We start from the raw sequence: 15,385 nt of genomic DNA on the forward strand, positions 1-15,385 counted from the left end.
ATCGCGCCCACCCCGCGGGAACCCGAAGCCCCGCCAGACCGGCACCCGGCCAGCAGCCTCGACGAGCACCTGGCCGCGGGTCGCGTCCGGGACGCCGGGTCGGGGGCCGCGATACCGGCTCGACGCCGGCCGGGTCCGGCACCCGTCGCGGCGATCCGCCCGGCCGTACCGGGCGCGGCGGGGCGGGTGGGCGGCCCGATGGCACGGCATCGCTGGTCGGAGCCTTGTGGCCCGGACCCGGCCGTCAGGCGGCACCGGCCCGTCGCGTATCCTCGTTCCAGTTCCGCGGCGAGGGCGGGTGTGCTCGATGGGCCCGCCGTGATCGACGCCGGGCCGGCTTGACCGGTTCCTCGCCGCGCGTCACATTCCGGAACGCCTGATCGAGGAGAAGTACCGTGGCCGAGGCCCGCATCGACGCCGAGACCCGCACCGAGTTCGGCAAGGGCGCCGCCCGCCGGGCCCGCCGTGCCGGCAAGATCCCCGCTGTGCTCTACGGGCACGGCACCGACCCGCAGCACCTCGCGCTCCCGTCGCTCGAGTTCGCCCGGGTCGTCCGCGAGCAGGGCCGCAACGCGGTCCTCGAGCTGAACGTCGACGGCGCACCGCAGCTCGCGCTGACCAAGACCGTGGTCGTGCACCCGATCCGCCCGTACATCGAGCACGTCGACCTGCTGGTGATCCGTCGCGGCGAGAAGGTCGTCGTCGAGATCCAGGTGATCATCCACGGCGACGCCGCCCCCGGCAGCCTGGTCACCCAGGAGCTCAACACCATCGAGGTCGAGGCCGACGTCTCCAGCATCCCGGAGAGCGTCGAGGTGTCCGTCGAGGGCGCCGCCGTCGGCACGCAGATCCTGGCCGGACAGGTGCAGCTGCCCGCCGGCGTCGAGCTGCGCGGCGACCCCGAGCAGCTCGTCGCCAACGTCGTCGCCGCGCCCACCGCCGAGGACCTCGAGGCCGAGATCGACACCGAGGGCGCCGGCGTGGTCGAGGAGGCCCCCTCCACCGAGGCCGCCGAGGCCCCGGCCGAGGGCTCCACCGGTTCGTCGGGCAGCTGATCCATGGCGCCGGGCCCAGCCCTGGTGGTCGGGCTCGGCAACCCCGGGCCCGACTACGCCGAGACCCGGCACAATGTCGGCTTCGGCGTCGTCGATCTCCTGGCGGCGCGGGCCGGCGGTGGCCGGTTCAAAGCCCACAGGTCCAACGCCGACGTGTTCGAGGGCCGGTTGGCCGGACGGCGGGTCGTGCTCGCCAAGCCGCGGACGTACATGAACGTCTCCGGTGGGCCGGTCGCCGGGCTGGCGAAGTACTTCTCGGTGCCTGCCGAGGACATCATCGTGGTCCACGATGATCTCGACCTCGGCTTCGGCGTCATCCGGCTGAAGCGCGGGGGCGGCGAGGGCGGCCACAACGGGCTGCGGTCGATCAGCTCGTCCATCGGCACCCGTGACTACCTGCGGTTGCGATTCGGCATCGGTCGCCCGCCCGGGCGGCAGGATCCGGCCGACTTCGTGCTCAAGCGGTTCTCCGCCGCGGAGCGCAAGGACCTGGAGTTCGCCGTCGACCTGGCCGCCGACGCCGCCGAGGCCCTGCTGCGCGAGGGCCTGGAGCCGGCGCAGAACCGCTTCCACGCCCTCTCGGGCTGACGCCCCGCAACCCACCACCGCCGCGCCGTCGACGCAGCGGGGTGGCTCTGCTGCGATCCAGTCGCAGTAGAGCCACCCCGCTGTGGCCCGGGACGCTGTGGGTGCGCGGGTCTGGGTGGGCGTCAGACGCGGGCGGCGAGGAGATCGCCGGTGGCCGCGCGACGGAGCTTGCCCGACGGGGTCTTCGGCAGGCTGCCGGGCGCCAGCACCACGACCTCGGCGGGGCGCACCCCCGCGGCCGCCACCACCCGTGCCGTGACGTCCTTGCGGATGAGTTGCTCGGCCTCGGCGTCGCCTGCGCGCCGCGACTCCACCGCGACCAGGAACGACTCCCGGTGCCGGCCTTCCCCTGCCGCCAGCCGCACCGCCACCGCGTTGCCCGCGCGTACCCCGTCGGCCTCGGCCGCGGCGCGCTCGATGTCGGTCGGGTAGATGTTGCGCCCGCCCATGATGATGACGTCCTTGCGCCGGCCGCAGACCACGACGACACCGTTCGCCAGGTAGCCCTCGTCGCCGGTGTCGAGCCAGCCGTCGGCGTCCTGAGCGGGCACGGGCCCGTCAACGGTCAGGTAGCCCGGCGTCACCGACTCGCCGCGCAACTGGAACACCCCGACCTGCCGCTCGCCCAGCACCGTCCCGTCGTCACCGACCACCCGCACCTCGATGCCCGGCAACGGCGGGCCCAGCTTCGGAAACCGCCGGGTGGGACCGTAGCTCGCGGGCACGGCCCGGCGGTTGGCCTCGAGCTGCTCGGCGTCGATGTGGTCGACCTGCAACCCCGTGTCGCAGGGCGCGAACGACACCCCGAGAGCGGTCTCCGCCATCCCGTAGGCACACACGACGGAGTCCGGGCTCAGCCCGAAACGCGCACCGGCCGCGGTGAAGGCGTCGACGGCGTCGGGGTCGATCGGCTCGGCGCCGTTCAGGGCGAACCGCATGCTGGCGAGGTCCAGCGCGCCCTCCTCCGCCCGGGCGAGCTGGCGGCCGAGCACCGCGTAGGCGAAGTTCGGCGCGGCCGTGACCGTGCCGCGGTACTTCGAGATCAGCTGTGCCCACAGCAGCGGGCGGGCGAGGAAGTCCGACGGGGTGACGGTGACGAGCTCCAGCCCGGTCACCATCGGCACCGTCAGGAACCCGACCATCCCCATGTCGTGGAACAGCGGCAGCCACGACACCATCACGTCGCGGCCGATGTCGAGCTGCGCGGCCTGGACCATCGCGGTGATGTTCGCGTGCAGGTTCCGGTGGGTGATCCGGACGGCCTTGGGCTCGGCCGTCGAGCCGCTGGTCAGCTGGAGCAGGGCGGTGTCGTCCTCATCGGCGATCTCGGCGGCCACCGGAACCGGAGCGGCGTCGCCGTCCGCCAGTGCGTCGATCAGCCGGAACGCGATGCCGCGTTCGGTGAGCACCGGGGCCAGCGCGTCGAAGGGGGCACCGAGCAGCACCAGTTCGGCGCCGATCATCTCCAGCACGGTCACGGTGTCGGCGGCCCAGGTGACGAGGTCGGTCCGGGCCGTCGGCTGGTGCAGCATCGTCACGCTGCCCCCGGACAGCCACACCGCCTGCGCGGCGGGGCCGATCGACGCCGGCTCCCCGGCCAGCACCGCCACCGCTCCCCCGCGGCGCAGAGCCGGGACACCGTCGGCGCCGGCCTGCAGCGCCGCGGCCATCCGTAGTGCGGTGGCGTGCACCTGCGGCCAGGTACGGCGGACCGGTTCGCCCGGCTCCCCCGTGGTCATGCCGCGATCGGATCGCACGGCGGTGTCCAGCAACATCGCGAGGAACCGGGACATGGCGCGAGCCTACGGGCCGCGGGGTGCCCGGTCCCCCTGCAGCCGCACCCGAGCGATCATGCCGCCGGGCGTAGGATCACCCGGCGTGTCGGATCCGCGTGAGAACCTCGCCGCCGCCGTGACCGCCGCACTGCCGTCCGCCCGGGCGGACCTGGAACGGCTGGTCCGCATCCCCAGCATCTGGGCCGACCCCGCGCACGCCGACGACACCCACCGCAGCGCCGCGGCCGTCGCCGAACTCGCCCGCGGGGCCGGCGCCCCCAGCGTCCGGATCGTCGCCGCCGAGGGCGGGGCCCCCGCGGTGATCGCACACTGGCCGCCACCACCAGGCCAGCCCACGGTGCTGCTCTACGCCCACCACGACGTCCAACCCACCGGCGGCGACGAGCACTGGACCAGCCCCCCGTTCGAACCCACCGAACGCGACGGCCGCCTCTACGGCCGCGGCGCCGCCGACGACAAAGCCGGCGTGATGACCCACCTCGCGGTACTGCGCGCCTACCACGGCACACCCCCGGTCGGGGTCACCCTGTTCATCGAGGGCGAGGAGGAATCCGGCTCCCCGACCCTGACCACGCTGCTGGCCGAGCACCGCGACCTCCTCACCGCCGACGTCATCGTGATCGCCGACGCCGCCAACCCGGCCGTCGACGTCCCGGCGCTCACCACCAGCCTGCGGGGCCTGGTGGACTGCACCGTCGAGGTCGCGATGCTGGAGCGCCCGGTGCACTCCGGGGTGTACGGCGGCCCGATCGGCGACGCGCTGACCGCGCTGTGCACGACGTTGGGGTCGCTGCACGACGCCAAGGGCGGGGTGGCGGTCCCCGGGCTGGTGCACGGGCACTCCGACGCGCCGGACATGGACGAGGCCACGTTCCGCTCCGACGCCGGGCTGCTCGACGGCGTCGAACTGATCGGCACCGGGACGCTGCCCGAGCGCACCTGTCACGCCCCCGCCGTCGCCGTGCTGGGCATCGACGCGCCGCGCGTCGCCGAGGCCTCCAATGTGCTCGTTCCCCGGGCCCGGGCAATGGTCAGCATGCGGCTCGCGCCCGGCGAGGACGCGGTCAGCGCGCAGCGGGCGCTGGCCGCGCACCTGGAGTCGCACGTCCCGTGGGGCGCGCGGGTCACCGTCACCCCGGGCCCCGGGATCGCGGAACCGTTCAGCCTCGACAGCAGCGGGGCCGCCTACGACGCCGCCCGCCGCGCGTTCGCCGAGGCCTTCGGCACCGCGGCGGTGGAGATGGGCATCGGCGGCTCGATCCCGTTCATCGCCGAGTTCGCCCGCACGTTCCCGGGCGCGTCCGTGCTGGTCACCGGGGTCGGTGACCCGGCCAGCCGCTGGCACGGCATCGACGAGAGCCTGCACCTGGAGATGTTCGGCAAGGGCGTGCTGGCCGAGGCGCTGCTGCTGGCCGAGCTGACCCGCTGACCGACCGGGCGGTCAGGGCCGCGCGGCCGGGGGCGCACAGACTCGACTCGCGCCCAGACCCCGACTCGCCCACCGGCTGACCGCGACTCGCGCACAGGCTGACCCCGACTCGCGCACAGGCTGACCCCGACTCGCGCACGGACTGACCCCGACTCGCCCACGGGCTGACCCCGACTCGCGGGTCAGGACTCGGCCAGCTCCGCCGCGGCGAGCCACTCCAGCTCGACACCCTCCCGCTCCGCCACGATGGCCTTGAGCTCGGCGTTCAGCTCCATCAGCCGCGCCGGGTCGGTCGCCGCCTCGGCGAGCCGGGCGTGCAACTTCTCCTCCTTGGCGTGCAGCGTCTCCATCCGCCGCTCCAACCGGGCGGCCTCCTTGCGGGCGGCGCGCAGGTCGGCGTTGCTCGCCGCCGGGGCGGCGGCGGGGCGCGCGGAGGCCGGCCGGGAGGGCGCCGACCCGTCGCCGGACGCAGCGCGCCGGGCCAGGTACTCCTGGATCCCGCCGGGCAGGTGGGTGATCCTGCCGTCGCCGAACAGGGCGACGACGGTGTCGCACACCCGCTCCACCAGGTACCGGTCGTGGCTGACGACCACGAGCGTTCCCGGCCAGCCGTCCAGCAGGTCCTCCAGGTTGGCCAGCGTGTCGACGTCGAGGTCGTTCGTCGGCTCGTCGAGCAGCAGCACGTTGGGCTCGGCCATGAGCAGCCGGGTGAGCTGCAGCCGTCGCCGCTCGCCGCCGGAGAGCTGACCCACCGGCGTCCACTGCCGCGACGCCGGGAAGCCCAGCCGCTCCAGCACGGACGACGCCGTCAGCTCCAGCTTGCCCAGACGCACGTACTTCGCGACGGCCTCGGTGGCCTCGAGTACCCGCATGTCCTTCGGCAGGTCGACGAGCTCCTGGGTCAGCTCGGCGAGCTGCACGGTCGAGCCCTGCACCCGCTTCCCCCCGTCGAGCGGGCGCTGCCCGGTGAGCGAGCGCAGCAGCGTCGTCTTGCCCGAGCCGTTGACTCCGACGATCCCGATCCGGTCGCCCGGGCCGAGCCGCCAGGTCACCTGGTCCAGCAGCACGCGCGAACCGATCCGCACGGTGGCGTCCTCGAGTTCCAGCACGGTCTTGCCGAGCCGGTTGGTCGCGAAGCCGAGCAGTTCGACGGTGTTGCGTGGCGGCGGCACGTCGGCGATCAGCGCTTCGGCGGCCTCGATCCGGAACCGGGGCTTGGAGGTCCGGGCCGGGGCGCCCCGGCGCAGCCAGGCCAGCTCCTTGCGGGCGAGATTGCGGCGGCGCTGCTCGGCGGCATCGGCCTGCCGGGACCGCTCCGCGCGGGCGTAGACCCAGTCCGCGTAGCCGCCCAGGTAGCTCTCGACGCGCCCGTTGGCGACCTCCCAGGTCCGGGTGCAGACGGCGTCCAAGAACCACCGGTCGTGCGTGACGACCACGAGCCCGCAGCGCCGGGCGAGCAGGTGCTCGGCCAGCCAGCCGACGCCCTCGACGTCGAGGTGGTTGGTCGGCTCGTCGAGGACGACGAGGTCCGGGTCGCCCACCAGCGTCGCCGCGAGCGCGACGCGGCGCTTCTCCCCACCGGAGAGCCCGTCCACCGTGCGCTCGAGATCGGTGAGACCGAGGCCGTCGAGCACGTCGCGGACCTTCGCATCCGACGCCCACTCGTGGTCTCCGGCGCCCTCCCACTCCGCGAGCACGACGTCGCGGATCCGGGCTCCGGCCGGCAACGCGTCGCCCTGCAGCAGGTGCGCGAGCCTCGTTCCGCCGAGGCGGCTGACCCGCCCGCCCTGCGGCGCGCGGCGCCCGGACAGGATGTCGAGCAGCGTGGTCTTGCCGCCGCCGTTGAGCCCGACGACGCCGATCCGCTCGCCGCGCTCCACCCCGAGGGACACGGCGTCGAGCAGCACGCGCGAGGCGTCCCCGGGGACGTGCGCGGTGACGGACTCCAGGTTGACGAGGTTCTGCCCCGCTCCCTTCTGCCCGGCCATCAGGCACGCACCGGCGGCCAGGAGCCGGTCGGGGGACCGGACGGTGGTTCGTGCGGGTCGACGACGCGGGCGCCGGGCACCGGGCCGTGAACGACCCGGACGGTCCGGCAGACCCCGACCCCGGCCAGCTCGGTGGCGACCTCGACCGCCGCGTCGGCGCTGGAGCAGAGGAACGCGCAGCTGGGGCCGGAGCCGGAGACGATCCCGGCCAGGGCTCCGGCGTTCACCCCTGCGCGCAGCGTGCGGCGCAGGTCGGGGGCCATGCTCACCGCAGCGGCCTGCAGGTCGTTGCCCAGCGAGAGTGCGAGCTGGCGGGGGTCTCCGCAGGCGAGGGCTTCGAGCACCGGTTCGACGGGTCGCTCCTTCGGTTCGGTGTCGCCGCGCAGCCGATCGAGCTCGCGGAACACGGTGGGGGTGGACAGGCCCTGGCGATGCAGGGCGATCACCCAGTGCTGTGGGTGCCGGGAGAGCACCGGCACGATCTGCTCGCCGCGGCCGGTGCCGAGTGCGGTGCCGCCGTGCAACGCGAACGTGACGTCGCTGCCGAGCTCGGCGGCCATGCGGGAGAGCTCGTCGCGGGTCAGGTCCAGCTTCCACAGCGCGGCCAGCCCGACGAGTGCGCCCGCCGCGTCCGCGCTGCCACCGGCCATTCCGCCGGCCACCGGGATGCCCTTGCGCAGTACCACCCGGACGTCCGGGTCGCGGTCGGCGTGCCGGGACAGCAGCTCGACGGCCCGCCAGGCCAGGTTGCTGTGGCCCAGGGGGACCTCGGCGACGCCCTCGCCGTGCACCTCGATGCCGGGATCGTCGGCGATCGTCACGGTGACCTCGTCGAACAGGCTCACGGCGTGGAAGACCGTGACGAGGTCGTGGTAGCCGTCCTCGCGCAGCGCGCCGACGGCCAGATGCAGGTTGATCTTGCCGGGGACGCGCACGGTGACCGGGGGTGGGACAGCGGCGAGCACCTGTCAACCCTACGTGCGTCGCGACCAGGGAGCCCGTGAGCGTGGCCGACACCGCTGGCGGCGTTGCCGGGGAAGCGGCGGCGTCAGGCCAGGCGGGCGGCGGCGAGGCGGGCGAACGCGGCGATGTCGAGCCGCTCGGCGCGGGCGAGCGGGTCGATCCCGGCCGCCCGCAGCGCCTGTTCCGCCGCGGCCGGCGAACCCGCCCAGCCCGACAGCGCCGACCGCAACGCCTTGCGGCGCTGCGCGAACGCCGCGTCGACGACGGCGAACACCTCCTCCCGCGACGCGCCGGGCGGCGGCTCGCGACGGGTGAACGCCAGCAGGCCGGAGTCGACGTTGGGCACCGGCCAGAACACCGCGCGCGGGACCGGGCCGGCCCGGCGCGCCGCGGCGAACCAGGCGAGCTTCGCGCTGGGCACCCCGTAGGTGCGGCTGCCCGGTGCCGCGGCGAGCCGTTCGGCCACCTCCGCCTGCACCATCACCAGGCCACGGCGCACCCCCGGCAGCTCGGCGAGCAGGTGCAGCAACACCGGCACGCCGACGTTGTAGGGCAGGTTCGCGACGATCGCGGTGGGCTCCGCGGCGCCGGTTGCGGCGAGCTCGGTGGCCCGTACCCGCATCGCGTCGGCGGTGGTCACGGTGAGCCGGCCGGCCAGCGTGGGTGCCCGGTCGGCGACGGTCTCGGGGAGCGCGGTGGCCAGCGTCGGGTCGATCTCCACGGCGTGCACCGCGGCGACGGCCGGGAGCAGGGCCAGGGTCAGCGACCCCAGGCCCGGCCCCACCTCGACCACCACGTCGTCCGCGGTCAGCTCGGCCGCCCGCACGATCCGCCGCACCGTGTTCGGGTCGTGCACGAAGTTCTGCCCGAGCCGCTTGGTCGGTCGCAGGTCCAGACGCTCGGCCAGCGCGCGGACCTCCGCGGGCCCGAGCAGCCGCGACGCCAGCGCCTCCGGGGTGCTACTCACCCACCCATCATCCCGTGCGGGTGGATGCACCTACCGGGGCAGGCCGAGCTTGCGGGCGCAGGCGGGCCACGCACCGTAGCCGCCGCGGTCGTCGCGGACCTGTGTGGCGACCGCGATCTGCTCCTCCCGGCTGGCCTGGTGGGGCAGCGGCGCGTACTGGGTGCCGCCGTAGGCCCGCCACGTCGAGGCGTCGAACTGCAGCCCGCCGTAGTAGCCGTTGCCGGTGTTGATCGCCCAGTTCCCGGTGGCCTCACACCGGGCCAGCCGGTCCCAGATCGTGCCGTCGGAGATCACGGGGACCTCCGGCTCGTCGTCGTTGGTACCGACCTTGACCACCCGAGGGGTCGGCGGCGTGCTCGAACCGGCCCGGACCTGCTCACGCCGGATTTCCTCGCCGTTCTGCACGTAGACCCGCATGATCGCGGTCTGCTCGCCGGGGACGCCCGGCTCGACGACCTGCCGTTTGCCGCGCGGCAGTTCCGGATCCTCGATGATCTGCTCGGGCGGGGCGATCTGGCGAACCTCGACGACCTCGCCGACGCCGTTGCGCACGACGTGGACGGCCATGCCCTCGGTCAGCGGGGTCTCTGCGCTGGGCACCGAGACGTCGTCCGGTCCGAGCTCGATCCCGCGCTCGGCCAGCAGCCCCCCGACCGTGCCGGTCGTGGTGGTCAGCGGCTCGGGGGCGCCGGTGCCATCGGCGAGCGACACGTTGCGTGGCACGTGCAGCTCGAGCTGCAGGCCGTTCAGCGGGATCTCGGCATCCGGGGACATGGACATCTGGATCGGCTCGACCTCGACGCCCATTCCGCGCAGGGCCTCGTCGACCGACGCGGCCGTGGTCCAGACCTTCCGCTCGTGGCCGCCCTCGACGAGCGTCAGCATCCGGGCCCGGCTGAGGATGATCTGGTCGCCGTCGGACAGGTCGGTGGACAGGGCCGGCTCGACGCGGTCCTGTGGAGCGGTGTCCAGGCCCGCGGAGCCGAGCGCGCCCGCCACGCTGTCGGCGAAGGTGTGCACGGTGCGGTTCTGCCCGTCGACGGTGATCGTGACGGTCTTGTCCATGGCGAGGGCGGTGGCGCCGCCGGCCGTGAGGGTGAGCAGCGCGGCGAGCGCGGTCGCCTTGGCCAGCAGCCGGCCGCGCCCGGACCGCTCCGGTTCCCGCGGCGCGGGCGGGGCGACATCAGGAGCCGCGGCGGGCCGCACATCGCTGTCGGGCGCGGCGACGGGAACCGAGGCGGTCCACGCATCGACGTCCGGCGCAGCGGTGGCCAGAGCGGCGGTGGATCGCGCGTCGGCATCCGGCGGAGCGGCGAGCTGCGCCTCGACATCCCGACCGGCCGGCGTCAGCGCCGCGGTGGACTCCGCGGCGGCGTCCGGCGCGGCGGTCACCAGGGCCGCGGCGAGCCGTGGCTCGGTGTCCGGTTCGGTGTCCGGCTCGGGCTCGGTGACCGGCCGGGCGCCGGCGGTGGCCACGGGCACAGCGGCGAAGGGCTGGGTGAGCGGCTCCGCGAACGGCTCGTCGCGCGCGGCGGTGAACGCCGCGGCGGTCACCGCCGGGAAGCATCCGGTTGCGGCGTCATCACCCGGGAAGTCGTCGGTGATCCGCGGCAACTGCCCGGTGGGTGCTTCGTCGTCCGCGACGAAGCGCGCGGGGCTCGCCGGCGCCTCGTCGTCGACCACCACGATGGGGCCGGTCACCGGGTCGTCGGTGTACACGGTGATCGGCCCGGTGGGCGGGTCCGCGTCGACATCGGCGGACCCGGAGTAGCGATCCGTGCGCCTGGCGCCCCGGTCGGGGTCGACACCGTGGCCGTCCGGCGCAGCCGAGGGCTCCGGGAAGAACTCCGCCTCCGCCTCCCCGTACCGGTCGCGGTACGGGGCCTCCGAGGGAGCCGCCTGAACCGGGCTCGGGGTGGGGGTCAGCCCGAGCCGGGCGCGGGCGGCCCGGCGTTGCGCGCGCGCGGATACATCGACCACTGGCATCCAGACCTCGTCGGACCGGGCAGGGGAGGAAGAGCGTCGACGGTGGTCGGAGCCGTACGTCGGGGGACACCCCGACCACCGTGTCCGCTGTGCTGGGGAGCGTTCCCCACCCCGGCTTTAGCGATCACGGAACCGTAACGGGGGGCGTTGCGGGCGCTGTACCCGCGACACGCTGTGAGCGCCGAGTGGCCGCTCAGCTACGCCGAGCGAACCCCCTCTGCGCCAGGCGTGGTGCTTCGCACGCCCGGCGGCAGCTCGCCGAGCCGGAACACCCGCTCGGCGTTACGCCTGGCGCACTCGGCGATCCGCTCGTCGGAAACGCCACGTAGAGCGGCCAGGCCGCGCACGGTCCACGGCAGGACGTACGGCTCTCCGGCCCGCCCGCGATGCGGGTGCGGGGTCAGGAACGGCGCGTCCGTCTCCACCAGGAGCAGGTCCTCCGGAACCTCCGCGGCTGCCTCCTGCAGCGCCCGGGCATTACGGAACGTGACCGGCCCGGCGAAGGACATGAGGTAGCCGGCGTCGGCGCAACGCCGGGCCATCTCGACGTCGCCGGAGAAGCAATGGAAGATCACGTCCTCCGGCGCACCCTCCTCGGCGAGGATGCGCAGGACGTCGTCGTGGGCGTCCCGGTCGTGGATCATCAGCGGCTTGCCGATCCGCTTGGCCAGGTCGATGTGGCGGCGGAAGGACTCCTGCTGGGCCGGCGGCGGGGAGTGGTCCCAGTAGTAGTCGAGACCCGTCTCCCCCACCGCGACGACCCGCGGATCCCGGGCCAACCGCTCGATCTCGGCGTGGTCGTCCTCGGTCAGCGCTGCGGTGCGGGTGGGGTGCAGCGCGACGGCCGCGGCCACCCGGTCGTCCCACTGCGCGGCCTGGACCGCCCACCGGGCCGCCGCCAGGTCATCGGCGATCGTGACCGCGCGGGTGACCCCGACAGCGGCCGCCCGGTCCATCGCGGCGGCGACGTCGGCGGCGTCCACGCATCCGCAGGCGTCGAGGTGGGTGTGCGCGTCGACGGTCGGCACCGGCAACGGCTCGGGCGGCTCCGGCCGCTCCCGACGCCCGTGGGCCCCGCTCACCGTCCGGCCCCGTGACCGCGATGAGCAGCGTGGGCGCGGTGGAGGATCGGGATCACTTCTGGATCGGGGCCCACTCCGGGCCGGTCTCACCGAGCTCCGGGTCGAGCTTGGAGAAGATCGGCGTCGGCTTCCGCAGCGGGCGGCCGACCTCGATCGGCGTCGACTCCCAGCGGGCCTGCTCGGCCGCGTAGTCACCCATCAGCACCGGGTAGGACGGCCCGCCACCGAGATCGGGCACCTCCCGGATCTCCGGCTGCGCAGCCCACACCCCGGTGCCGCCCAGCGCCTCGTGCACCTTCTGGGCGGCGTGCGGCAGGAACGGCGTGAGCAGCGTGTTCGCGTCCTGCACGACCTGCAGCGCGGTGTGCAGGACCGTGTCCCGGCGGTCCGGGTCGTCCTTGAGCTTCCACGGCTCCTGGTCCGACAGGTACCGGTTGGCCGCGCCGACCACTCGCATCGCCTCGCCGATCGCCTGCTTGAACCGGCTGCGGGAGAGCAGCTCGCCCACGGTGTCGAAGGCACCGCGGGAGAACGCGAGCAGTTCGGCGTCGGCCTCGGTCGGCGCCGCCGGCTTCGGGATCGCGCCGACGTTCTTGTGCGCCATCGAGATCGAGCGGTTGACCAGGTTGCCCCACTCGTTGGCCAGCTCGAAGTTGATGCGCCGGACGAACTCGTCCCAGGTGAAGTCGGTGTCCTGGTTCTCCGGGCCGGCCACCGCGATGAAGTAGCGCAGCGCGTCCGGGCCGAACTCGCGGAGGAAGTCGCGCACGTAGATCACGGTGCCGCGGCTGGTGGAGAACTTCGACCCGCTCATCGTCAGGAACTCGCTGGAGACGATCTCGCTCGGCAGGTTGAGCGTGCCGAACGCGCCCGGCTCACCGCCGTGGTCGCCCTCCCCGTTCTGGCCCAGCAGCAGCGCCGGCCAGATCACCGAGTGGAAGACGATGTTGTCCTTGCCCATGAAGTAGTAGCCCTGGGCGTCCGGGTCGGTCCACCATTGCTTCCAGGCGTCCGGATCGCCGGTGCGCCGGGCCCACTCGACCGACGCCGAGAGGTAGCCGATCACCGCGTCGAACCAGACGTAGAGCCGCTTCATCGACTGCTCGCTCCAGCCCTCCAGCGGCACCGGCACGCCCCAGTCGAGGTCGCGGGTGATCGGGCGCGGCTTGAGGTCGTCGACGAGGTTCTTGGAGAACTTCAGGACGTTGGGCCGCCAGTCGGTGCGGCTGGACAGCCACGAGCCGAGCGACTCGGCGAACGCGGGCAGGTCGAGGAAGAAGTGCTCGGTCTCGACGAACTCCGGCGTCTCCCCGTTGATCTTGGAGCGCGGGTTGATCAGGTCGGCCGGGTCGAGCTGGTTGCCGCAGTTGTCGCACTGGTCGCCGCGCGCGCTCTCGTAGCCGCAGATCGGGCAGGTGCCCTCGATGTAGCGGTCCGGCAGCGTCCGGCCGGTGGACGGGCTGATCGCGCCCATCGCCGACTTCGCGACGACGTAGCCGTTGCGGTGCAGCGCCAGGAACAGCTGCTGGACCACCTCGTAGTGGTTGGTCGTGGTGGTCCGGGTGAACAGGTCGTAGGACAGGCCCAGCCCCTGGAGGTCCTCGACGATGACCCGGTTGTACTTGTCCGCGAGCTCGCGCGGGGTCACGCCCTCGGCGTCGGCCTGCACCTGGATCGGCGTGCCGTGCTCGTCGGTACCGCTGACCATGAGGACCCGGTCGCCCATCATCCGCCGGTAGCGGGAGAAGACATCGGAGGGCACACCGAAACCGGAGACATGGCCGATGTGCCGCGGGCCGTTGGCGTAGGGCCACGCCACAGCGGTCAGCACGCGGGAACTCATGACTACCAGCGTATTCCAGCCGGGGAAACGGCTTCCCGTGCGGGCGACGACGGCCCGCTGCGCGAGGATGGCGGACGTGGACCGACGCGCCTACGGCGGCCGCGACGCCGCCGCCCGCGCCGCCGAACGGCGCGCGAAGCTCATGGACGCGGGGCTGCGGATGTGGTCCGACGGCGGATGGGCCGCGGTCACGGTCCGCGGGGTGTGCGCCGCCGCCGGGCTCACCGAGCGCTACTTCTACGAGAGCTTCACCGACCGTGAGGCGCTGCTGCTGGCGATCTTCGACGCGTCCCTGGAGGACACGCTCGCGGCGGTGCTCGCCGCGATGGAGGCAGCACCCGGCACGCCTCCCGACCAGCTGCGGGCCGCCATCGGCGCGTTCGTCGGCCGGATCAGCGACGACCCGCGGCACGCTGTCGGGCTCGTGGAGCCGATCGGCAGCCCGGCGCTGTGGCGGCACCGCCGGGCCGCGTCCACCGGGTTCGCCGACCTCGTCGCCGCCCGGGCGGGGATGGTCACGCCGAACGCCGACCGGGATCGACTGCGGGTCGCCGCCCGGTTCTGCGTCGGGGGCCTGACCGAGCTGATCATCTGCTGGCTGGACGACGGTCGGGCGTCGCCTCCGGACGAGATCGTCGAGCACGGGGTGCGGCTGTTCCGGGCTGCCCTGCGGACGAGCTGACGCGGTCGTGCGCGATGCGTGGGTCCAGGGCGCCCGTTCACCGGGTACGAGCCGCGGCGCCGCTGCGTGACCAGGACGGGGGTTGGGGCAGCTCGACCGGTCCGGCCACGCCCGCCGCGCGCCGGAACGCGGCCATCGCCCGCGGGTGGTAGCGCCACCGCCCGCGGGGCAGCCGCCACAGCGCCCGCAGCACGCCGAGGACCAGCCGCAGCGCCCATGCCCGCGCAGGCGTCCACGGTTCACCGAGCGTCTCCCGGGCCGCGGGCGGCAGCGTGCCCACCGTGAGCAGCCAGTGCAGCCGCACCGCGGGCCACCGCAGCACGCGCCACACCGGTGCCGGCAGTCCGCGCAGCCCCGGGGGCGGCGGCGGGTCGTGGAACGCCGCGACCAGCCGGCGCGCGGCCGGAGTCAGCTGCAGCACGTGCGCGCAGTGCTGGGCGAAGTACGACTCGAACGCGCGCCGGTCGGCCGGCACCGGGCGCATCGACATCCCGTAGAGCCGCCACCACTGCACGCCCTCGGCGTGGAGGCGGTCCAGCTCGTCGTCCCGCAATCGGCGATGGAACGTCTCGGCGTGGGTCCGCACGCCCTCCACGAACGTCGCGTGCGCCCAGTAGAACGTCGCCGGGTCGAGCGCGTGGTAGCGCGCTCCGTCGGGCCGCGAGCCCTTGATGCCGACGTGGTGGTCGCGGACCGTCGCGGCGGTGGTCGCGGCGGCGGGGCCGTCGTAGACCACGCCGAAGATCTCGAACAGCGATCGCCACAGGCGCTGGAACGGTTCGTCGAACACCGCCGAGTGCTCGGCCACGCCCGCCCCCAGCGAGGGGTCCATGACCTGCAGCAGGGTGGCCCGCCCGGTGAAGGCGAACGCCACCCATTCACCGAAGTACCGCCAGGTGAGCGAGTCCGGCCCCAAGGGTCGAGGGGGCTCCGGAGGCTGGACCATGCCGGGAGTATCGATCTGACAACGTCCGTTGTCAATCGATCACCACCGAGCGTCGACCGA

12 protein-coding genes are annotated in these 15,385 nt (G+C 74.0%); 4 read left to right on the forward strand and 8 right to left on the reverse strand.

The annotated features are described in order from the left end of the window. The first annotated feature begins 395 nt into the window (after nucleotides 1–395). Nucleotides 396–1,055: a 50S ribosomal protein L25/general stress protein Ctc gene (locus tag HF519_RS02635; protein ID WP_169409991.1), complete on the forward strand. Its 660-nt coding sequence runs from the start codon at nucleotides 396–398 to the stop codon at nucleotides 1,053–1,055. Nucleotides 1,056–1,058: 3 nt separating this feature from the next. Further along, nucleotides 1,059–1,643 carry an aminoacyl-tRNA hydrolase gene (gene pth, locus HF519_RS02640; RefSeq protein ID WP_169409992.1) on the forward strand — a complete coding sequence of 195 codons (585 nt, stop codon included), beginning with the start codon at nucleotides 1,059–1,061 and terminating at the stop codon, nucleotides 1,641–1,643. A gap of 122 nt (nucleotides 1,644–1,765) precedes the next feature. On the opposite strand, the gene HF519_RS02645 is transcribed toward pth, so the two are convergent. Further along, nucleotides 1,766–3,436, reverse strand: a complete 1,671-nt coding sequence (locus tag HF519_RS02645; protein ID WP_169409993.1) for a fatty acyl-AMP ligase — start codon at nucleotides 3,434–3,436, stop codon at nucleotides 1,766–1,768. Between the two features lie 85 nt (nucleotides 3,437–3,521). Between HF519_RS02645 and HF519_RS02650 the strand changes: the two genes are divergently transcribed. Further along, nucleotides 3,522–4,868, forward strand: coding sequence for a dipeptidase (locus HF519_RS02650; RefSeq protein ID WP_312859856.1), 1,347 nt, complete (start codon nucleotides 3,522–3,524; stop codon nucleotides 4,866–4,868). A 182-nt stretch (nucleotides 4,869–5,050) separates the two neighbouring features. Here the strand turns inward: HF519_RS02650 and HF519_RS02655 are convergent, their stop codons facing one another. The 6 genes from HF519_RS02655 to metG all read right to left on the reverse strand — a co-directional run bounded on the left by HF519_RS02655 (nucleotide 5,051) and on the right by metG (nucleotide 13,697). Then, nucleotides 5,051–6,856 (reverse strand): ABC-F family ATP-binding cassette domain-containing protein, encoded by a 1,806-nt coding sequence (locus HF519_RS02655; protein WP_169409995.1) that lies wholly within the window; start codon nucleotides 6,854–6,856, stop codon nucleotides 5,051–5,053. After that, the gene (locus HF519_RS02660) at nucleotides 6,856–7,821 is read right to left on the reverse strand and encodes a 4-(cytidine 5'-diphospho)-2-C-methyl-D-erythritol kinase (protein ID WP_169409996.1); all 966 of its coding nucleotides are present in this window, start codon (nucleotides 7,819–7,821) and stop codon (nucleotides 6,856–6,858) included. The genes HF519_RS02655 and HF519_RS02660 overlap by 1 nt, the downstream gene beginning before the upstream one ends. A gap of 83 nt (nucleotides 7,822–7,904) precedes the next feature. After that, a complete protein-coding gene (gene rsmA, locus HF519_RS02665; RefSeq protein ID WP_312859857.1) occupies nucleotides 7,905–8,786 on the reverse strand; it encodes a 16S rRNA (adenine(1518)-N(6)/adenine(1519)-N(6))-dimethyltransferase RsmA in 882 nt (293 codons plus the stop codon). 30 nt (nucleotides 8,787–8,816) lie between these two features. Next, nucleotides 8,817–10,772, reverse strand: coding sequence for a resuscitation-promoting factor (locus HF519_RS32140; RefSeq protein WP_169409997.1), 1,956 nt, complete (start codon nucleotides 10,770–10,772; stop codon nucleotides 8,817–8,819). 197 nt (nucleotides 10,773–10,969) lie between these two features. Then, the gene (locus HF519_RS02675; protein WP_169409998.1) at nucleotides 10,970–11,854 is read right to left on the reverse strand and encodes a TatD family hydrolase; all 885 of its coding nucleotides are present in this window, start codon (nucleotides 11,852–11,854) and stop codon (nucleotides 10,970–10,972) included. A 52-nt stretch (nucleotides 11,855–11,906) separates the two neighbouring features. Then, on the reverse strand, nucleotides 11,907–13,697 hold the full coding sequence (gene metG, locus HF519_RS02680) for a methionine--tRNA ligase (RefSeq protein WP_169409999.1): 1,791 nt from the start codon (nucleotides 13,695–13,697) through the stop codon (nucleotides 11,907–11,909). 76 nt (nucleotides 13,698–13,773) lie between these two features. Here metG and HF519_RS02685 point away from each other — a divergent pair, with 76 nt between their 5' ends. Continuing rightward, nucleotides 13,774–14,379, forward strand: a complete 606-nt coding sequence (locus tag HF519_RS02685) for a TetR/AcrR family transcriptional regulator (protein ID WP_169410000.1) — start codon at nucleotides 13,774–13,776, stop codon at nucleotides 14,377–14,379. A 37-nt stretch (nucleotides 14,380–14,416) separates the two neighbouring features. Here the strand turns inward: HF519_RS02685 and HF519_RS02690 are convergent, their stop codons facing one another. Then, a complete protein-coding gene (locus tag HF519_RS02690; protein ID WP_169410001.1) occupies nucleotides 14,417–15,325 on the reverse strand; it encodes an oxygenase MpaB family protein in 909 nt (302 codons plus the stop codon). Nucleotides 15,326–15,385 lie beyond the last annotated feature (60 nt).

This window comes from Pseudonocardia bannensis, from assembly GCF_012911875.1.
Taxonomy (GTDB): domain Bacteria; phylum Actinomycetota; class Actinomycetes; order Mycobacteriales; family Pseudonocardiaceae; genus Pseudonocardia; species Pseudonocardia bannensis.

Excerpts from the sequence above, each read along its gene's own strand:
- pth (WP_169409992.1), top strand. The coding sequence starts at position 1,059 with ATGGCGCCGGGCCCAGCCCTGGTGGTCGGGCTCGGCAACCCCGGGCCC.
- HF519_RS02645 (WP_169409993.1), bottom strand. The coding sequence starts at position 3,436 with ATGTCCCGGTTCCTCGCGATGTTGCTGGACACCGCCGTGCGATCCGAT.
- HF519_RS02655 (WP_169409995.1), bottom strand. The coding sequence starts at position 6,856 with ATGGCCGGGCAGAAGGGAGCGGGGCAGAACCTCGTCAACCTGGAGTCC.
- HF519_RS32140 (WP_169409997.1), bottom strand. The coding sequence starts at position 10,772 with ATGCCAGTGGTCGATGTATCCGCGCGCGCGCAACGCCGGGCCGCCCGC.
- metG (WP_169409999.1), bottom strand. The coding sequence starts at position 13,697 with ATGAGTTCCCGCGTGCTGACCGCTGTGGCGTGGCCCTACGCCAACGGC.
- HF519_RS02690 (WP_169410001.1), bottom strand. The coding sequence starts at position 15,325 with ATGGTCCAGCCTCCGGAGCCCCCTCGACCCTTGGGGCCGGACTCGCTC.